The 18,576-nt window shown below is 65.3% G+C and carries 15 protein-coding genes; 3 read left to right on the forward strand and 12 right to left on the reverse strand.

Going from position 1 to position 18,576, the window contains the following annotated elements:
• Position 1: 1 nt before the first annotated feature.
• From DSD28_RS06770 to DSD28_RS06780, 3 genes are all read right to left on the reverse strand, one after another.
• Positions 2 to 1,174: an efflux RND transporter periplasmic adaptor subunit gene (locus DSD28_RS06770; protein WP_119255619.1), complete on the reverse strand. Its 1,173-nt coding sequence runs from the start codon at positions 1,172 to 1,174 to the stop codon at positions 2 to 4.
• Between the two features lie 349 nt (positions 1,175 to 1,523).
• Positions 1,524 to 2,534, reverse strand: coding sequence for an amino acid ABC transporter substrate-binding protein (locus tag DSD28_RS06775; protein WP_119255934.1), 1,011 nt, complete (start codon positions 2,532 to 2,534; stop codon positions 1,524 to 1,526).
• A 90-nt stretch (positions 2,535 to 2,624) separates the two neighbouring features.
• Entirely contained in the window at positions 2,625 to 5,675 is a 3,051-nt protein-coding gene (locus DSD28_RS06780) for an aminotransferase class III-fold pyridoxal phosphate-dependent enzyme (RefSeq protein ID WP_119255620.1), read from the reverse strand.
• A 128-nt stretch (positions 5,676 to 5,803) separates the two neighbouring features.
• Between DSD28_RS06780 and DSD28_RS06785 the strand changes: the two genes are divergently transcribed.
• Positions 5,804 to 6,238 carry an Lrp/AsnC family transcriptional regulator gene (locus DSD28_RS06785; RefSeq protein ID WP_119255621.1) on the forward strand — a complete coding sequence of 145 codons (435 nt, stop codon included), beginning with the start codon at positions 5,804 to 5,806 and terminating at the stop codon, positions 6,236 to 6,238.
• A 63-nt stretch (positions 6,239 to 6,301) separates the two neighbouring features.
• On the opposite strand, the gene DSD28_RS06790 is transcribed toward DSD28_RS06785, so the two are convergent.
• The 6 genes from DSD28_RS06790 to proV all read right to left on the reverse strand — a co-directional run bounded on the left by DSD28_RS06790 (position 6,302) and on the right by proV (position 11,689).
• Positions 6,302 to 7,084 carry a pyrroline-5-carboxylate reductase gene (locus tag DSD28_RS06790; RefSeq protein ID WP_119255622.1) on the reverse strand — a complete coding sequence of 261 codons (783 nt, stop codon included), beginning with the start codon at positions 7,082 to 7,084 and terminating at the stop codon, positions 6,302 to 6,304.
• An 84-nt stretch (positions 7,085 to 7,168) separates the two neighbouring features.
• On the reverse strand, positions 7,169 to 7,732 hold the full coding sequence (locus DSD28_RS06795) for a cysteine hydrolase family protein (RefSeq protein ID WP_119255935.1): 564 nt from the start codon (positions 7,730 to 7,732) through the stop codon (positions 7,169 to 7,171).
• A 75-nt stretch (positions 7,733 to 7,807) separates the two neighbouring features.
• The gene (locus DSD28_RS06800) at positions 7,808 to 8,470 is read right to left on the reverse strand and encodes a DUF6766 family protein (protein WP_119255623.1); all 663 of its coding nucleotides are present in this window, start codon (positions 8,468 to 8,470) and stop codon (positions 7,808 to 7,810) included.
• Positions 8,471 to 8,619: 149 nt separating this feature from the next.
• On the reverse strand, positions 8,620 to 9,495 hold the full coding sequence (locus tag DSD28_RS06805; protein WP_119255624.1) for a glycine betaine ABC transporter substrate-binding protein: 876 nt from the start codon (positions 9,493 to 9,495) through the stop codon (positions 8,620 to 8,622).
• Positions 9,496 to 9,547: 52 nt separating this feature from the next.
• Entirely contained in the window at positions 9,548 to 10,432 is an 885-nt protein-coding gene (locus DSD28_RS06810; RefSeq protein ID WP_119255625.1) for an ABC transporter permease, read from the reverse strand.
• Between the two features lie 24 nt (positions 10,433 to 10,456).
• Entirely contained in the window at positions 10,457 to 11,689 is a 1,233-nt protein-coding gene (proV, locus tag DSD28_RS06815) for a glycine betaine/L-proline ABC transporter ATP-binding protein ProV (protein WP_119255626.1), read from the reverse strand.
• 348 nt (positions 11,690 to 12,037) lie between these two features.
• Between proV and DSD28_RS06820 the strand changes: the two genes are divergently transcribed.
• Complete coding sequence (locus DSD28_RS06820; RefSeq protein WP_245424769.1) at positions 12,038 to 13,804, forward strand: ABC transporter ATP-binding protein/permease; 1,767 nt, start codon at positions 12,038 to 12,040, stop codon at positions 13,802 to 13,804.
• Between the two features lie 8 nt (positions 13,805 to 13,812).
• Here the strand turns inward: DSD28_RS06820 and DSD28_RS06825 are convergent, their stop codons facing one another.
• Together DSD28_RS06825 and DSD28_RS06830 are read right to left on the reverse strand one after the other, a co-directional pair.
• On the reverse strand, positions 13,813 to 15,318 hold the full coding sequence (locus tag DSD28_RS06825) for a mercuric reductase (protein WP_119255627.1): 1,506 nt from the start codon (positions 15,316 to 15,318) through the stop codon (positions 13,813 to 13,815).
• A 2-nt stretch (positions 15,319 to 15,320) separates the two neighbouring features.
• Positions 15,321 to 16,607: a glucoamylase family protein gene (locus tag DSD28_RS06830; RefSeq protein WP_119255628.1), complete on the reverse strand. Its 1,287-nt coding sequence runs from the start codon at positions 16,605 to 16,607 to the stop codon at positions 15,321 to 15,323.
• 225 nt (positions 16,608 to 16,832) lie between these two features.
• Here DSD28_RS06830 and DSD28_RS06835 point away from each other — a divergent pair, with 225 nt between their 5' ends.
• Positions 16,833 to 17,435, forward strand: a complete 603-nt coding sequence (locus tag DSD28_RS06835; RefSeq protein WP_119255629.1) for a hypothetical protein — start codon at positions 16,833 to 16,835, stop codon at positions 17,433 to 17,435.
• Positions 17,436 to 17,455: 20 nt separating this feature from the next.
• Here the strand turns inward: DSD28_RS06835 and DSD28_RS06840 are convergent, their stop codons facing one another.
• Entirely contained in the window at positions 17,456 to 18,508 is a 1,053-nt protein-coding gene (locus DSD28_RS06840) for a diguanylate cyclase domain-containing protein (RefSeq protein WP_119255630.1), read from the reverse strand.
• Positions 18,509 to 18,576 lie beyond the last annotated feature (68 nt).

Genomic DNA, 18,576 nt, shown 5'->3' on the forward strand with positions numbered 1-18,576 from the left:
CTCATGAATCGGCCGACGGCGCGTCGGCCGTCGTGACCGCCTGGCCGGGGCGCAGGTTTAACTGGCCCTCGACGACCACCTTTTCCCCCGCGGTAAGCCCCTTGTCGACGGCGGCGGACACGTCGTCGGAGGCGGCGACCGTCACCGGCCGGCGCTCGATCGTGTCGTCCGGCTTGACCACGAAGACGAAGGCTGAATCCTGCCCGGGCTGGATGGCGACGGCCGGCACGGTGATCGCCGCGGCAAGGACGCTCTTCTCGACGATGACCGTCACCGACTGGCCGGGCCACAGGGCCTGGCTGCCGTTTTCGAAGGTCGCGTGCATGGCGATGGTGCCGGACGTGTTGTCGACGGCGGAATCGATGAAATCGAGAGGCCCCTTGGCCAGCGTCTCCCCGCTGTCCGGGCGCAGCACCGTGACCGTCGGCGGCCGGCCGGCGTCGAGCGCCGCCTTGATGGCGGGGAGCTCCCGCTCGGGCAGGCGGAAGGAGACCTCCACGGGGTCGATGGCGGTGAGGGTCGCAAGGCTGGTGGTCGCGCCTGTGCCGCCCACCATGTCGCCTACGCTGACGCCGACCGTGCCGAGCCTGCCGTCGAAGGGCGCGGTGATGCGGGTATAGCTTATCTGGACATTATCGGCATCGATCGTCGCCCTGTCGGCGCCGATGGTCGCTTGCGCGGCCTTGGCGGCGGCCTGCGCAGTTTCCAGCGTCTGTTGCGAGATGCTGGAGCCGAGGAGGGATTTTGCCCGGTCGAGCTCGGCCATGGCGCTGGCAAGCCCCGCCTCGTCCTTGGCGAGGGTCGCCTGATCGCGCGCCAGTTGCGCCTGCAGCGCACGGTCGTCCAGCAGGAAGAGGAGGTCGCCCGCCTTGACGATCTGACCGTCCTTCACATGGATTTCGGTGATCTGGCTGGAGACGCGGGCGCTGATCGCCGTGGTGGCCGGCGCCTGCACGGTGGCGAAGGTTTGCACCTTCAAGGGGAAATCCCGGGCGACGGCGGCCGCGACGACGACCGCGGGCTTGCCGATGTTGCGACGGACAGCGGAGGCGGGGGCGGCGTTCTCGGCATGCGTGGCGCCCGAGAGCGAGCCGCTGCTCCAGTTCGCCCCCAGAAAGACGCCGGCCGCCATGCACAGCACGCCCGCAACGACCGCCTTTGCCCATCGCGCCATGACCCGTGCTCCTTGCCGGCCTTGCCGGGCAAATGTTGAACCGGTCAGAATGTGCCGTCAGACTCTAGGCATAATTGTGGTGACAATTTTGGATGAAGGTTACCCTTTAGGAAAGGCATAATACGTATAAATTTCAATTTATTACATATAATAAGTTTGTCTATTGGTTTAGGAATATGGCGGCTTCCGGATTGTGAAATCTTGTCCACCTAATTCCATTCAGGCGTGTATCGTCGAAAATGGAGCCACCAGACATAAACCGGATGGCGGCGGGAGGCGCCATCCCACCGCCAAAAAGCGCTTCGCCGCAGCGTCGAGCCACGGCGAAGGTTTTCCCGATTCTCGGCCGTCAGCGGGCCGGCGGCGCGTACATCAGGCCGCCGTCGCTCCAGAGGCGGTTGAGACCGCGATCGATCTTGAGCGGGCTCTCCTTGCCGAGATGGCGCTCGAAGATCTCGCCGTAATTGCCGACGGCGGCAACGGCGTTATAGGCCCATTTGGCATCGAGGCCGAGCGTCTTGCCGGCTTCGCTCTCGATGCCGAGGAAGCGCTTCTGGGCGACCGTGCCGCTTTCGAGAAGCGAGGCGGCATTCTCCCGGGTGATGCCCATCTCCTCCGCCTCTATCAGCGAGAAGAGCGTCCAGCGCACGATCTTGAACCATTGGTCGTCGCCCTGGCGTACGGCCGGGCCGAGCGGCTCCTTGGAGATGACCTCGGGCAGGACCACGAAACGGTCCGGGTCGTTGAGCGTCAGGCGCTGGGCGTAGAGCGCGGAGGCATCGGTGGAGTAGACGTCGCAGCGGCCCGTATTGAAGGCCTGCACGGTCTGGTCCGGCTTCTCGAAGGCGATGACCTGGTATTCGATCTTGTTGGCGCTGAAATAGTCGGCCATGTTCTGCTCGGTCGTCGTGCCGGTTTCCGTGCAGACGGAGGCACCCGAGATTTCCTTGACGCTCTTCACGCCGAGGTCCTTGTTGATCATGAAGGCCTGGCCGTCATAGTAGGCGACGCCGACGAAGCTCATGCCGAGATCGGTGTCGCGCGAGAGCGTCCACGTCGTCTGGCGCGAGAGAAGATCGACCTCGCCCGATTGCAGCGCGGTGAAGCGGTCCTTGGTGGAAAGCGGCACATAGGCCACCTTGTCCGGATTGCCGAGCGTCACGGCGGCGACGGCGCGGCAGAAGTCGACGTCGAAGCCGCCCCATTTCCCGTCCTTGTCCGGCACCGAGAAGCCGAGCACGCCCTGGCTGACGCCGCAGCGCACCTCGCCCCGCTCCTTGATGATGTCGAACGTGCCGGCATGTGCGGCCGTGCCGGCGGCAAGCGCCGCTGCGGCCATGGCCAGAACTTTCAGTTTCATGGGTTCCTCCTCCGTTGTTTGGATATGCGTCATCCCGGCCGGGAAAGGGCTTTCCCGGCTCAGGCTATTCGGTCCTTGGTGTGGCTTGCCTTAGCCGAGCGTCCTTGCGACGTCGGCGAAGGTGTCCTCGAGAACGGCGATCAGGTGGTCCGCATCGCGTTTCGAGAAGATCATCGGCGGGCGCATCTTCAGCACGTTGTCGTGTGGGCCTTCCGTGCCCATCAGCACGCCGCGCCGGCGGGCGCCGTTGGAGACGGCGCGGGCGAATTCGGTCGCGGGTGCCTTGCTTTTGCGGTCGGTCACCAGCTCGATGCCGAGGAAGAGGCCGAGGCCGCGCACGTCGCCGATCACTTCGTGGCGCTTCTGCATGTCACGGAAGGCGTCCATCAGGTAATTGCCCATCGCGAGCGCATTGCCGCGCAGATCCTGGCTTTCGATGACGTCGAGCACGGCAAGCCCGATGGCGCAGGAGACCGGGTTGCCGCCGAAGGTGTTGAAATATTCCATGCCGTTGTTGAAGCTGTCGGTGACCTCGCGGGTCGTCACGACGGCGGCCATCGGATGGCCGTCACCGATCGGCTTGCCCATGGTCACGATATCGGGAACGACGCCCTGCGTCTCGAAGGCCCACCAATGGCTGCCGACGCGGCCGAAGCCGACCTGGACCTCGTCCGCGATGCAGACGCCGCCCGCCTCGCGCACCAGCCGGTAGACCTCCTTCAGGTAGCCTTCCGGCAGGAAGACCTGGCCGGCGACGCTCGGGATGGATTCGGCGATGAAGAAGCCGGGGCCTTCGCCCTTCGCCTGCATGGCGGCGATCAGCTCCGCGACGCTTTCGGCAAAGCGTTTGCCGTGCTCCTCAGGCGGCCAGTCCGCCGGCGCGCGATAGCTGTCCGGGACGGCCGCGATATGGACATGCGGCTTCGGTCCCTTGCCGCCCTTGCGGCGGAACTTGTAGGGGCTGATGTCGATGAGCTCCTGTGTCGTGCCGTGATAGGACCAGTCGAGCGTGATGGCGTTCTCGCGGCCGGTATGGGCGCGCATCATGCGCAGCGCGAGGCTGTTGGCCTCCGAGCCGCTGTTGACGAAGCCGGCGACCGTCAACTCCTTCGGCAGCGTTCCCGTCAGGCGCTCGGCATAGGCGACGATGTTGTCGTGCAGGTAGCGGGTATTGGTGTTGAGCGTTCCGGCCTGCTTCGCCATCGCCTCCACCACGGCCGGATGGGCATGGCCGATGTGGCAGACATTGTTGAAGCAGTCGAGATAGGCCCGCCCGCCGTCGTCGATCAGCCAGACGCCTTCGCCGCGCACGAACTTGATCGGCTTTTCGTAGGAGATGGAGAGGTTCGGCAGAAGCAGCTCGCGCCGCATCTTGACGATCTCCTCATGCGAGCGGCCCTCCCGCTCGTAGAATTCCCGCGCGATGCCGCCGAAGGTACGGGCGTCGGGGAAGAGTTCGGCCCAGACGTCGAGATAGCGCGGCTCGCCGACGCCGAGGATCTCGGTGGCCGAAAGGTCCGTGTCGGTGGAAAGCTGGAGGTGGAGATGCGGCGCCCAGCCGCCGTTTTCCGAAGGGGCGCCCATTTCGCCGACCAGTGCGCCGGCGTCCAGCCGGTCGCCGGCCTTGAGGCGGCTCATGGCCTCATGGGCGAGGTGGCCCCAGAGGGAGACGAAGGGCGGGCAGCCCTCGGGTTCGTGCCGCAGCGCGATCAGGCAGCCATAGCCGAGCGGATCCTTCTCGATCTCGACGCTGACGACGGTGGCGGCGAGCGGCGTGAAGACCTTCGTGCCGGCCGCCATGAAGAGGTCGAGGCCGAGATGATGCGTGCGGCGCGTTCCCTCGATGAAGCGCGAGACGAACATCTCCCCGGCATAGACCGTGCGCTCCTCGCCCCACGGGCCGATGCCGAGCTCGATGCCGTTTTCGCGGCAATAGGCTTCCCAGATGGCCTGTGCCGCGTCCGGTTGCTCGGCGGCGGACTTGACCGTCATCGGATGAGCCGGGTCGCCATAGGGTACCAGCGCGGCCGGATAGGTCGCCGCGGGGCGTTCGAGCAGCGGTGCCAGGGTCTTGCGGTTGGCGGCAAGCCAGTCCATGACGGTGCGCGCGCCGGACGCGGCCTCGAAGCCGCAGGCCTTGCGCAGGATCGCGGTGGCGAAGCGCGGGTTCATGCGGTCGAGCTTGCGCAGCAGCGTCCAGGCAGGCCGTTCGCTGATCGCGAGATACGGATTGTCGTCGGTATGGGCGCGGCGCGATGCGGAGATCGTGACCGAGGTGACGAGGCGGATGGCGATGAGGTCGTAGAGAAGGTCGACCTCCTCCTCCAGAAGCGGATATTCGGCATGGAAGCCGCGGGCGATGGCGGCGGCCGCGCCAATCGGATCGGCATGGTCGAGGCCGGCATAGGCGGCGGCGATGGCGACTTCCGCGATCAGCGGTGCATGGAGCGCATCGCCGAAATCGATGAGGCCCGAAACGCGATCCGGATCGGCCGCATCGACCAGCACGTTCCAGTCATTGGCATCGTTGTGAATGACGGCGGCGCGCAGGGTCGCAAGGCGCGGCTCAATCGCGGAAAAGCGGGCGAGGAACCGTTCCAGCAGCGCGCGGTCCTCGGAAGCCGTGACATGGTGCAGCCGGTCGGCCGAGCGGCCGGCCTTGCGGATATCCCAGTCGAGGTCGCGCAGCGCGCCGGGATGCATGAAGCCCTTCAGGGCGGCGTCGAAGCGGCCGAGCATCCGGCCGAGGGAGACGAGCGCGGCGTCGCTGCGCTGCGTCTCGGCAAGGGGCTGCCCATGTACCCAGCTGACCAGGCGGACGCGATGGCTGGCGCCGCCCGGGCTGGTGACGCGGGCAAGGCTGGCACCGGCAAGCGTCGGGCGGATATGCGGTACGGGCAAATCGCCGGCATGGGCACCGACATGGGCGAGCAGCGCCGTCTGGAAATCGCTCTCGACCTCCGGCTCGGCAGCGTTGACGAGCTTCAGGATGAAGATCCCTTCGGGCGTTTCCACCTTGAAATTCTGGTCGCGTTCGCTGGCGAGCGGCGAAAGCGTGCCGGTCAGGCCGTAATGCTCGCGAAGGAGGGCGGCGGCGGCCTCGATGGAAAAGTCCGGGGTGGTCGTCAGCATGTCGTTCATGGCAATCCTCGTTTCGCCGTGGAGATTTGCACGGACGCCGGATCGCCGCATCCGGCATTATGCCGGTTGTGCCTGCACTTTGTTTATAATAACCGTCATCTTGTCGGTGTCATTTCAGGGAGAGAGCGGTGCAGGATACGGACGCCATAGACCGGACGATCCTCAGCATTCTTTCGCGCGAGGCCCGCATTCCCATGAAGACGCTCGCCGGGCGGGTCGGCCTTTCGCGCAGCGCGACGACGGAGCGGGTGACGCGGCTCGAAAAGGCCGGCATCATCCGCGGCTACCGGGCCGATATCGGCCAGCTTGACGACGGGCAGATCCAGGCCTTCCTGCTCGTTACCCTCAAACGCACGCCCTCGATCGGCGTGCTCGACCGGCTTGCCGGCTTCGCCTCGGTCCGCAAGGTCTCCTCCGTCAGCGGCCAGCTCGACCTCGTGGTGGAAGTCGAGGTGGGATCGATCAACGCGCTGAACGAACTGCGCAACGAGGTCTCGACCTTGGAAAACGTCGAAGACCTCACCACCTCCATCGTGCTCCGGCGCGATATCGAGCGGAGCTGAACAACGCCTAAGCATTGCCGTATTTCCGAACGCAAAATCGCTTCGCACTTTTGCTGGAAATATCTAGCGGCTGATCCGCTCGAGCACCCGGTCCAGCGCCTTCGTGAGCGCGCTGGTGCCGCCTTTGTGGTCGAAATCGTGGAAGACCTGCTCGTTGAGACCGCCCTTGGTGGCGTATTCGCGGCTCATCTCCATGAAATCGACATGCCGGCCGCCATGAAGCGCGGTTTCGGAGAGGCCGGCGAAGAGCGGCGCGAGATAGGCGCGGCCCTTTTCCTCCGGCAGGCCCTTTTCCGCGAGCCATTCCGTCGTGCGGTGCATGATGCCGAAATAGGTGGCCATCAGGGCACTGGCCGCGGCGAGAAGATCGTATTCCGCCTTCGTCTCGCATTCGACGGCATTGCCGAGCACGTTGAAGATGGCCGCCGCGCCCGCATCCGGCGGGTAGACGGCGGTGACGCCCTTGCGCCGGGAGACGAAGGGCAGGGGAACCGCCTGGGTGAGGTCGACATCCGCGTCGATCCAGTCGAGGAGCGTCTCCCTACTGGTCGCCGCGACGACGCTGATTACCTTCTGCCCGTCGCGGAAGCGTAGGGGTCGGACGACCTCTTCGGCAATCTGCGGGCGGATCGCCAGAACGACCGTATCGCAGCCGTCGACGATAGCCTGATTGTCGTCCGAAACCAGAACCTCGGCGAAATCGGCGGCGAGCCTTGCCGAGACATCCGCGCTGCGGAACGAGACCATGACATGAGGCACGGCGGCGGGGTCGGCGAGAAGCCCGCGCACCATCGCGTCGGTGATGGCGCCTGTTCCGATGAAACCGATTTTCCGGGGTAGGGACATGAGATGTTCCGTCACGCTGAAGGCTGAATGATCATTCGCGTGGAAGCATTGCCATGCCCTGTGCCGAAAGGAAACCTGCGGGTTTCAGTAAAGCGGCGCGGATCGGGCGCAGCCTTCCAGGAAATCAGCCGTGGGGACCAGATCGAGCTGTACGGAAAACCGCTCTCCCAGCACGGTCAGCGAGGCGTCGTGGGTTTCATCCGCGCTGCCGCAGATCGCGTCTTCCAGAAGGACGGTGCGGTATCCGAGATCGATGGCGCCCAGCACCGTCGCCAGCACGCAGACATCGGTTTCGCCGCCGGAAATCGCAAGCGCCGTCACGCTGTCCCTGCGCAGCGCCGCGTGCAGGCGGCCGTCCAGCCAGGGCGAATAGCCCTGTTTGTCGAACTGCCTTGCCGGCGGGGTGAAGCGCCGGAGCTCGGGCAGGATGTCGAGAAGCTCCGGGGGAAGGGCACTCCGCGTCATCATCGGCCATTTCCTGTAATAGTCGCGCCAGGCGCCGCATGCGTCTTCGGCCGTCTCCGGCGGCATGAAGCGGGTGAAGATCGTTCGCTCGCTGTGCCGCCCGGAGACTTCGACGACCGCATCCTTCACCCTCTCCATCCATGGGACGTGCCACGGCGTATCCTCGGCGAACATGCGCTGCATGTCGACGCAGAGGTGCCGCCAGTTGGCGCGGCAGAAACGGGCTGCATCCCAGGCGGTCAATGGAGCCTCCGAGGGCTAGTCGCCCGTCTGCGAATGCGGGGCGGCGACGGGCTTCGATTCCGGCGACCCGCGATAGCGCAGGAAGATCGACAGGATGACGATGGCGGCGGTCGACAGGAACTCGGACTGCCAGTTCTGGAAGGATTCGAACCAGAACTGCGCGCTGCCGAGATGCTGGAGAAGGCCGGGCGCCGGCCGCCCGTGCAGCGCCGCCTCGGCCGCCTGCGCGGCGGCGCTGTATCGCATGTGCAGGACGAAGCTGAACAGGAAGAGCCCGAAGAGGGCGATGCCGAGCGAATAGGAGTAGAGCGTGCGCACAATGCCGCCGAGCCGGACAGGCAGCGGCGCGTTCCGGTCGCCGTGGTGGCATGCGGGCTCCTCGTCCTGCGGCTCCGTCTTCCCGTCCGGATCGCGCGATTCCGCCGAGCCGCGCTGGAAGAGAAAGGCGGTCAGCACGACATAGGCCGACATCTGCAGGAATTCGCTTTCCCAGTTCTCGAAGACGGCGGACAGAAAATGCCCGCTGATGAGATAGGCGGCAATCCCGACCGCTGGCCGCTGATGCTGCGCCAGTTCCTCGTTATAGACGGAGAGCCCGGTGAACAGCATGCCCACCAATGTCGCCACGGTGGCCACGGCCAGGACGACGGTCAGGCTATTGTCTCTCAACCACTTCACGCTGCACTCCGCCGGCTCTTGCAAATTCCTCCGGTAGAACCGGCAGCAGGGAACAATGTTCCTTCGCAAGACGGCCGCTCAAAGAGCAGGAAGGCCCCGGAACGATAGCTCCGGGGCCTTCCGTCATGCTTGGCAGGCGGAGAGAGGACTTAGCCGTCTTCCTTGGCGAGCCACGCCTTGATCTGATCGGGATGGCCGGCGATGTACTTGTCGACAGCCTTCTCATAGGAGGTTTCCTGCGCGTCGAACATTGCGGCTTCCAGATCGCCGATCGGCAGCTTCATGCGCGAGAGGAAGGCCGCGACCTCGGGATTGTCCTTCTGGAAATCCTTGCGGGCGAGGATATCGACATGCTCGGCCTTGCCGAGCGCGCCCTTCGGATCGTCGATATAGCGCAGCTCGTATTTGCCGAACATCCAGTGCGGGCTCCAGGAGGTGGCGACGAACCACTCCTCCTTGCGGAACGCCCGGTCGACCGTCGTCAGCATGCCGGCCTCGCTGGAGATCTGCAGCTTGTAGCCGTCGAGCCCGTAATCCTTGACGGCCTGTTCGGAGAGGCGCGTGAGACCCGCGCCCGGATCGATGCCCTCGACGCGGCCCTTGAGCTTGTCCTTCACGTCGTCCTTCTTCAGGTCCTCGATGGAGGCGATGGCGTCCTCGGGGATGTATTTCGGCACGACCCAGCCGAGCTTCGCCCCGTCATAGACGGTGCCGAGCGTCGTCACCTTGTCCTTCACCCTGGCGAAGTAGTCGGCATGGGTTTCCGGCAGCCAGGCCATCATCATGGCATCGAGGTCGCCGCGCGCGACGCCCTGGTAGAGCGGGGCGACGTCGGTCTGCACGAGTTCGACCTCCTGGCCGAGCTCGTCCTTGATGAGCTTGGCGGCGAGCTTGGTCACGAATTCGGCGTCGGACCAGGCGGCCCAGCCGATCTTGACCGGCGCCTTGTCCGCGGCCAGCGCGGTGCCGAATGTGGCGACGGCGATACCGGCCGCAAGGCTCATGGTTGCGAGTGTCTTGAACATGGTTGCTCCTTTTTTGAAGGTTCGCATTCGGCGGCGCATGACGCCGCCATCTTCAGGCGGTCGCGGTGGTGCCCACCGGTTGCGGCGCCTGACGACGGAAGAGGGCGCGCCAGAGGCCGGCGCGTTCCTTTCCGAGGCTTTGGGTGATCCGGTCGAGGATCACCGCGAGAATGACGACGGCGATGCCGCCCTCGAAGCCGGTGCCGACATCGAGGCGCTGGATGCCCGTCAGCACCGTGTTGCCGATGCCGCCCGCGCCGATCATCGAGGCGATCACCACCATGGAAAGCGACAGCATGATCGTCTGGTTGATGCCGGCCATGATGGAGGGCAGGGCATTGGGAAGCTGCACCTTGAAGAGCAGCTGCGCGGCGGTGCAGCCGAAGGCGTTGCCGGCCTCGATGAATTCCACATGCACCTGGCGGATGCCTAGATTGGTGAGGCGCACGACCGGCGGCATCGAGAAGATGACAGTTGCGATGGTGCCGGGCACGGCGCCGAGGCCGAAGAACATCGCCGCCGGAATGAGATAGACGAAGGCCGGCATGGTCTGCATGAGGTCGAGCACGGGGCGCACGACGGCGGCGGTCCGGTCGCTGCGCGCCATGGCGATGCCGAGCGGCAGGCCGATCAGCATGGCGACGAGCGTCGAGGCGAGGACCAGCGACAGCGTCTCCATCATGGCGGACCACAGGCCCATATGGTCGACCAGCCAGAGCGAAAGGGCGGTGAAGACGGCAAAGCCGAAGCCGACGCGCCAGAGCGACAGCAGCACGAAGACGGCAAGGCCGATGAGCATGGGCGTCGCCATGAGCGTCGTCTGGATGCTGTTGGTCACCGCGCCGATGGCGGCGGCGATGAGGTCGAGCAGCGGGGCGAAATTGTCGAGGATGTAGTTGACGGCGCTGTCGACGCCGTCACCGATATCGAAAGTCATGGGATTATCTCCGAAGGGGCTGGATCAGGCGGTGCGATCGAGCGTTTCGAGAAGCGCGGATTTGCTGATGGAGCCGAGATAGCGGTTCGCCTCGTCGACGACCGGCACGGGGAAGGCGCTGGCGGCGACCTTGCCGAGGACGTTGGAGATGCTCTCGGACGCCGGGATCGGCTCGATATCCGGCAGGAAGGCGCGGCGATAGGGGTCGCTCGCGCCGTCGCGGGCAGTCTCGATCAGCGAATTGCGGCTGACCATGCCGTGATAGGTCTTGTCGCGGCCGAGGATGATGGCGACGTCCCGGTCGTAGTGCTCCATGCGCTCCAGCGCCGCGGCGGCGGAGACGCCCTGGCGCTCGATGATCGTCACCTGCGTCTTGCGGGCGACGTCGCCGGCGCGGAAGACCTGCGAGACGTCGACATTGCGGAAGAAGGAGCGCACGTAGTCGTTGGCCGGCTTCAGCACGATCTCGTCCGGCGTGCCGACCTGCACCACCTCGCCGTTCTGCATGATGCAGATGCGGTCGCCGATGCGCATGGCCTCGTCGAGGTCGTGGCTGACGAAGACGATGGTGCGGCTGTGCTCGGCCTGGAGGCGCACCAGCTCGTCCTGCATTTCCGTGCGGATAAGCGGGTCGAGCGCGGAAAAGGCCTCGTCCATCAGGAGCACGGTGGGCTCTGCGGCGAGCGCGCGGGCAAGGCCGACGCGCTGTTTCATGCCGCCGGAAAGCTGGTCGGGGCGGCTGTCGTCGTAACCGTCGAGGCCGACGGCGTGCAGCGCGGCGCGGGCGCGCTGTTTGCGCTCGGCCTCGCCGACGCCGGCAACTTCCAGCCCGAAGGCGGCATTGTCGATGACGGTGCGGTTGGGCAGGAGCGCGAAGGACTGGAAGACCATGCTGATGTCGCGGCGGCGGAGTGCGATCAGTTCGCCGCGCGGCATGCGGGCGACATCGCGGCCTTCGATCTCGATCGACCCGGATGTGGGCTCGATCAGCCGGTTGATGAGGCGCAGCATGGTGGATTTGCCGGAGCCCGAAAGCCCCATGATGACGAAGATCTCGCCGGCGCGGATGTCGAAGGTCGCGTTGTTGACGCCGATGGTGCAGCCGGTCGCCGCATGAATCTCGGCCTTGGACCTGCCGGCCTCTAGAAGCTCGAGCGCCTTTTCCGGCCGTTCGCCGAAAACCTTGAAAACATTCCTGATGCTGATCTTCACCGGCCGGTCGTTCGCCGCAAGATCGCTCTCAGTTGTAAAAGCCATATTGTACTGGGCCCGGCTCCGGAAGCAGGGCGCTCTCCTTTGTCTGTTGTGAGCTGATGACGCTATCAGCGGGATGGAAGGACGCGCAGGCCGAAGGGCTTCGCAAAAGCGATATAGCGTCGCAATTTGGACATCTTATGACACATCGATGCCGTAATGTCCACAGTTGAAGAAAAAAATTCCATTTCAATCTCTCGTTTCTGCTGAAAATGGAATGGTTTCGCGGCTGCTCCGCAGCGGCTCCATTCGCGCGGTTATTCCTCGCAATCCGACATGTCACGCCCGATTGAATGGACGGCGCCCGAGGACGCGGTGTAGTCTCGCGCCATTCTCTTCGAAGGGCTCGGCATGACCAGGGACAGCGGCGGCATCGCGGTTAAGGCAGGGTCCGGCCGGATGCGTGACGGTGTGGAGGAACGGCCGCTGCGGCAATATCTCGCCACCATGGCCGACGCCTTTCGCGGCTCGCCGCTCAGGCGGACACTGGTCCTGCTCGCCGCGGGCATCTTCGCGGTCATCCTTGCCACGGCCTATGGCCAGATCGTTCTCAACGGCTGGAACAGGCCGTTCTACGACGCGCTGCAGCAGCGCAACATGCAGGCCTTCCTCGCGCAGCTCCTTGTCTTCTTCGAGATCGCGGGCGCGCTGCTCGTCCTCAATGTCGTGCAGCAATGGCTCAACCAGATGCTGCACCTGCGGCTCAGGGAGGCGCTGACCCGCGACATGATCGACGAATGGCTCCGGCCGGGCCGCGCGTTCTGCGTCGCCCGAAGGGGGCAGATCGGCATCAATCCGGACCAGCGGCTGCACGAGGATGCCCATCGCCTGTGCGATCTTTCCGTCGATCTCGGCGTCGGGCTGCTGCAAGCCGGCGTCCTGCTTGCAAGCTTCGTCGGCGTGCTCTGGGCGCTCTCCTCGGGCTTCGTCTTCCATCTGTGGGGCGCCGCTTTTCAGGTTCCCGGCTACATGGTCTGGGCGGCGGTCGTCTATTCGGGAACGGCATCCTGGCTCAGCTGGATGGTCGGCCGCCCGCTGATCGCGCTGAACGGCGACCGCTATGCGCGCGAGGCGGACCTGCGCTATTCCCTCGTGCGGGTTAACGAGCAGATCGAGGCGATATCGGTCGCATCCGGCGAGGCGGACGAGGCGCGGCGGTTGCAGCGTGATCTCGGAGCGGTCATCCTCGCCACCCGCCGCATCGTTTCCGCGACGATCCGGCTCGGCTGGGTCACCTCGGGCTATGGCTGGGTAACGATCGTCGCACCCATCATCATCGCCGCGCCGGTCTATTTCGGCGGCGACATGACATTCGGCGGGCTGATGATGGCCGTCGGCGCGTTCAACCAGTTCCATGCCTCGCTGCGGTGGTTCGTCGACAATATCGGCTCCATCGCCGACTGGCGCGCAACGCTGCGGCGTGTCGCGGCGTTCCGGCTTGCCCTCCTCGAAGCTGACACGGCCGACGGGGCGGACGACCGCATCGCCTTCACCCGCTCGCCGGAGCCCGCCATCGTCATCGACGGGTTGGAAATGGACGTGCCGGACGGAAAGATTCGGCTCTCGGAGCCGCTTGTGACGATCCGCCCCGGCGACCGCCTGCTCGTCACCGGGACGCTGGGCGCCGGCAAGACACTGCTGACGCACACGCTTGCCGGCCTCTGGCTCTGGGGCAGGGGCAGCATCCAGTTGCCGCGCGATGCCGGCCTCGCCGTGGTGGTGCGCGATCCGTACATGCCGCTCGGCCCGCTCCGGGCGGCGCTGTGCTATCCGCGCGACGTCGATGCCTGCCGGGATGAGGATATCCTCAAGGCACTGGAACGGGCCGGGCTGGAACGCCTTTCATCCCTGCTCGACCGCAATGCGCGCTGGGAGCATGAGCTTGGAAACGACGAGCGGCGGATGCTGAGTGTCGTCCAGCTCATGCTCCACCGCCCGGACTGGATCGTCATCGACGATATCGGCGACCTTGCCGCCGATGGCAACGGCGAGAGGATCGCCGCCATATTCCGGGAGGAACTGGCGGGATCGGCGATCATCGCGATGGGCGCGGAGGAGATGAAGGGCGACCTCTTCGCACACACCATCCGCCTCGTGCCCGCCCGCGATCACGCCTGAGGGGCGCTTCAGGCCGGCCCGCCTCCGGAGGAGCCCCGGGCCACCCTGTCGACGTCGCGCCGGTAGGCCTGCGCCGCCAGCATGATCGCCCCGGACTGGGCGGGATAGGTGTGGACCACCTTGGCAAGTGCCTCCATGCCGATGCCGGTGCTCATGATGACGGCCATTTCGTTGATCAGTTCGCTGGCCCTCGAGGCGACGATGGTCGCGCCGAGAATGCGGTCGCTGCCTTCCGCGATGTGGATCTTGACGAAGCCGGTCTCCTGTCCGTCCGTGATGGCGCGGTCCACGTCGCTCAGCATCACCGTATAGCTCTTGATCGGGATGGACTGCGTGCGGGCTTCCCAGACCTGCAGGCCGATATGGGCGATCTCCGGATCGCAGAACGTGCACCAGGGAATGACCGAATTGTCATGCCGCAGCCGGCCCTGCGCCAGCGCGTTTTCTACCGCCATCCGCGCCGAGGATTGCGCCGCATTGGTGAATTTCAGCGACAGGCAGACATCGCCGGCGGCGTATATGTCGGGATTGCTGCTGCACATGAATTCATCGACCTTGATGCCACGCAGGGGGCTGAACGCCACGCCGGCGGCATCGAGATCGAGCTCATCGACATTGGGCAGCCGGCCGGTGCAGACGAGGATCTCGTCGGCGGCGATCTCGCCCTTCATCTCGTTGTTGAGCGTTTCCAGCACCTTGACGTCGCCATCGCGCCGCGCGCCGACGACGGCGGTGTTCAGGCGGATCTCCATGCCGTCGCGCGCCATGGACCAGGAGAGGATCTCCGCCGCGTCGCGCTCCTCGCGCGGCAGGAATTTCGGATCGTTCTGCACGATGGTCACATGCGCGCCCAACCGGCAGAAGGCCTGCGCCAGTTCGCAGCCGAGCGGTCCCCCGCCGACGACCGCAAGACGCTGCGGCAGCGCCGTCATGTCGAAGATCGTCGAGCTCGTGCGATAGCCGGTCTCGCCAAGGCCGGGAATATCCGGGATTCGCGGGCGCGCACCCGTGGCGACAAGCGCCTTGCGGAAGCGCAGGCGCGTATCGTCGACGAGCAGCGTGTCGGCGCTCGTGAACCGGGCGGCGCCGAAGAAGATGTCGATGCCGAGGGCGGTGAGGTCATGGGCCGAATGATAGACCGCGACGCGCGTGCGGATACTGCGCATGCGCGCCATCGCATCGCCGAAGTCGAGGGCGGATTCGACCGGCATGGGCGCGCCGAATTCGTCGGCATCGTGCATGGTGCCGTATACCTGCGCGGTACGGATGATCGCCTTCGACGGCACGGACCCCGCATTGAGCGAATTGCCGCCAAGATGCGCGCGCTCGACGAGCGCGACCGAAAAGCCCCGCCGCGCAGCCCATTCTGCTGCCGAAAGCCCCGCCGGTCCCGCGCCGACGACCGCGAGATCGTAGATGCCTTTCGGCTCCGGATCGCGCCAGTCCTGCGGCCGCACCCGCCGAAGATAGCGGGCCTCGTCTGCGGGCCTTTTCCGTGGTGCCGTGCGCTGCATGTCTATAACCATCCGCCTTCGAAGCCCGCATGCGCAAGACCGTCGCGCACATATCCGCAGCTCCGGAAAATCTCCCAGATCAGGCCGCTGCGGTGATTTTCGATCATCATGGCAAGAAGGCCCTGGTCGAGCCCGTACCAGCCTTCGGAAATCCAGCCGCCCGAAGCAGGCTGCAGGGTCGGGTTGAAGCCGCTGGAAAACCGGTTGCCGGGGCAGACCTGCGGATAGTTCTCGAGGAGGTGGCGCGTGCCCGAAAGCGCCGCATCGGGCGTGAAAGGCAGCGTTGCGAGCATCGCCCAGGGGGAGATCGTGCCGTCGTCGGGGCCATAGGGCACGCCGCGCGACATGTAGCCGAAGAACCGGCGGTCCCGGCCTTTCTGGCGTATCGCCGCAACCGAGGGGCCGTCGCCGGCCGTCACGCCCCAGAAGTCGCGGCAATAGCCTTCGAATTCGTAAGGATTGCGCTCTCCGTATTCTCGGTGGATGGCGATCGCGTTTTTCGTGTTCTCGAAATAGTCGCTGTTCTTCTCGCGCATGAAGGCGTCGCGAATGCCGCGGAAGTCGATCCATGCATGCGAGAACAGATGCGTGAAGAGGGGCCCGGAATAGAGGACGTCATGACCGAGGAGGTTTTCCCACTGATAGGTCAGGCTCCATGTGTCGTAGCAGCTTGCCGTCAGCGGGAAGGTGGGCGATCCGAGGCCGAGGATGTAAAGGATCGTCGCCTCGTTGTAGCCTTCCCAGCCATAGTGGAGGAAGCCGCATTCGGGTTTCCAGCCCTGCGACAGGCCCGAGGTTCCGTTCTGTGCCCAGTGCCAGTCCACGCGGCGATAGAGGGCATCTGCATGGTCGCGGATGTCGCTTTCCTCGCCGGCACCATCGAAGTAACAGCCCGCCACGAGGATGCCGGCCATCAGGAGGGCGGTGTCGATCAGCGACAGCTCGCATTGCCAGACGCGCCTGCCCGTCTTCATGTCGAGGAAATGATAGTAGAAGCCCCGGTAACCCGTGGCGTCGGCCGCCTTGCTTTGGGGGCTCGCGAGGAAGAATTTCAGCACTTTCAGCGTGCGCCGCGCGGCTTCCGTGCGCGACAGCCAGCCGTTCCTGACGGCGATCGGATAGCAGGAGAGGGCAAAGCCGACGACGGCGATGCTGCAGGGCGACCCCGGGCGGGACGTATCGGCCACGAGCCCTGTCTCTTCATCGGTATGGTCGATGAGGTAGGAAAAGGCCGCATGCTGAAGCCGGGCAACCAGTGCCTCGTCCGAAAGTCGCTTCAAGCCGCTCATGGAGCCTGTCCTGTAAATGGATAGACGCAGCCGACCGGGCGGCTGTGGCATTCGCTCACCATAGCAACCGGCCCCTCGAACGCAACCGCCGGGGCCGGCGTCTCCATTCCCATTGATGTGATCGCGGGACAGGAGCCAATGTGCTACAGCGCCTAAATTCACAAACGTTCGCGTGGTACACTTCGTCAGGAAGCCGCCGCTCGCAACAGGATCTCGACGTCACCCATGGAAGCATTTCTCGGCCTTCTTGCTGCGATCATCGCCAACACGATGGCGATCCAGCCGAATCTCGCGCCCTTCGGCGTCGCGCAGGATGCGCGGCCCTCGGCGCTCGGCTGCGAGCCGCTGGCGGAGGGGCCGGCGGATACTACGGGGCAATATGTATGCCGGAAGCTGCCTGGGGCGGATCCTCTTTACGAGGAATATATCCTCGCTTTCGTCGATGGCGTCGGCGTCTGCAACCTGACCGCCGTCACGCCCTATCGTGCCGACGACGATGAAGGCCATCTCACCCGCCGGATATTCGCCGATGTCACGGCGCGGATGACGAAGGAGCTCGGGGAGCCGGACGAAAAGGTCGACGTGGCCCATACGCCGGCCGCCGGCAGCGACCTTCTCCTCAAGCATACGATCACCGCCGAGGAGCGGCAGATCTTCAACCAGTGGAACCACCTGCAACGGCGCTTCCAGAACCTGCAGTCGGCCAGCGTGGTTCTTGCGGGCGACGAGGGGTACGGCCTTGCCGTCTACAGCACCTACCGTTTCGCCGGAAACGACGAGTGCATGCGCCGCATGGAGCAGACGACCGGTCTTTCGCCCGATCAGTAGACGGTCGACCTGCTCAGGTTCTACTTCAGGAATTCGCGATAAGTATCGCCGCCGTCTGCCTTTGCGGCATAAAGGGCAAGGTCCGCCTTGGTGAAGAGGCTGGTCGGGGTCTCCGCTTCGGCAAAGGCGAAGCCGATGGAGGCGCTGACGCTGAAGACATGCCCGGAACAGCTCATCGGCAGCTTGCCGGCATCGACTACCTGCCGCGCGGTGCGCTCGATCGCCTCCCGGCTGCTGGAAGGGCCGAAGAGGATCGCGAACTCGTCGCCGCCGATGCGGGCGACCAGTTCGGCGCCCGTGCAGGTCGCGCGGAGCCGCCGGGTGAATTCGATGATGCACTCGTCGCCGAGGGCGTGGCCGAGCGTGTCGTTGATCTCCTTGAAGCCGTCCAGGTCGACGAGCATCAGCACGCCGCCCGATCCGTCCGGTCCGCACATGTCGGCGAGCCGCATCTGGAAGCGGGTGCGATTGGCAAGGCCGGTCATCACGTCGTGCTCGGCGAGATGGCGCATGTGATCGAGCATGGTCTTTTCGGCGGTAATGTCCTGCTTGATGCCGAAAAGCCGGACGGGCTCGCCGTCGCGGCGTTCGACCGTCGCGGAAATCCGTATCCAGCGCCGGCCGAATTCCGGGCTCTCGATCTCCGTGTCCAGTCCGAAGCCGTCCCCGTTGCGGATCGCCTCGCCACGGATCCTCTGCAGCCGCGCGAGCGAATCCTCGCTGTAGCTTCTGAGGATATCGCCGCGCACCAGGCCGCAATTCTGCGGCAGGCCGAAGAGATGGTAGGTGCCGCTGCTCCAGGTCAGCTGCTCGCTGGGCAGTTCGCATTGCCAGGTGCCCATGCCCGCGGCCATGGAGGCGCGCTCGAAGATGTCGGCGCCGGCAAGCGCCGCCTCGATCCGGCGAGTGAGGGCCGACTGACGCTCGATCTGCCGGCGCAATTCCAGGATCGTCCGGCGGTCGAAGGGGCCGGCAAGGGTGCGCCGCAGCCGTTCCAGCAGGCCATAGAGCGCCGATTGCGGTGTGGCTTGAGTGTCGGCACTCGGTTGCGCGCTCGTTGCTGGATTTTCCATCTTCGTCACCGGCTGGTAGCAAGGCCCCTTACAACAAGTCCTAATATGAAAACATTAATCCGAAGTGA

The organism is Shinella zoogloeoides, assembly GCF_003574625.1.
GTDB lineage: Bacteria > Pseudomonadota > Alphaproteobacteria > Rhizobiales > Rhizobiaceae > Shinella > Shinella zoogloeoides_A.

Coding starts and splice junctions, on each gene's coding strand:
- DSD28_RS06770 (WP_119255619.1), bottom strand. CDS start 1,174: ATGGCGCGATGGGCAAAGGCGGTCGTTGCGGGCGTGCTGTGCATGGCG.
- DSD28_RS06775 (WP_119255934.1), bottom strand. CDS start 2,534: ATGAAACTGAAAGTTCTGGCCATGGCCGCAGCGGCGCTTGCCGCCGGC.
- DSD28_RS06780 (WP_119255620.1), bottom strand. CDS start 5,675: ATGAACGACATGCTGACGACCACCCCGGACTTTTCCATCGAGGCCGCC.
- DSD28_RS06790 (WP_119255622.1), bottom strand. CDS start 7,084: ATGTCCCTACCCCGGAAAATCGGTTTCATCGGAACAGGCGCCATCACC.
- DSD28_RS06795 (WP_119255935.1), bottom strand. CDS start 7,732: ATGCAGCGCATGTTCGCCGAGGATACGCCGTGGCACGTCCCATGGATG.
- DSD28_RS06805 (WP_119255624.1), bottom strand. CDS start 9,495: ATGTTCAAGACACTCGCAACCATGAGCCTTGCGGCCGGTATCGCCGTC.
- DSD28_RS06810 (WP_119255625.1), bottom strand. CDS start 10,432: ATGACTTTCGATATCGGTGACGGCGTCGACAGCGCCGTCAACTACATC.
- proV (WP_119255626.1), bottom strand. CDS start 11,689: ATGGCTTTTACAACTGAGAGCGATCTTGCGGCGAACGACCGGCCGGTG.
- DSD28_RS06820 (WP_245424769.1), top strand. CDS start 12,038: ATGACCAGGGACAGCGGCGGCATCGCGGTTAAGGCAGGGTCCGGCCGG.
- DSD28_RS06825 (WP_119255627.1), bottom strand. CDS start 15,318: ATGCAGCGCACGGCACCACGGAAAAGGCCCGCAGACGAGGCCCGCTAT.
- DSD28_RS06830 (WP_119255628.1), bottom strand. CDS start 16,607: ATGAGCGGCTTGAAGCGACTTTCGGACGAGGCACTGGTTGCCCGGCTT.
- DSD28_RS06835 (WP_119255629.1), top strand. CDS start 16,833: ATGGAAGCATTTCTCGGCCTTCTTGCTGCGATCATCGCCAACACGATG.
- DSD28_RS06840 (WP_119255630.1), bottom strand. CDS start 18,508: ATGGAAAATCCAGCAACGAGCGCGCAACCGAGTGCCGACACTCAAGCC.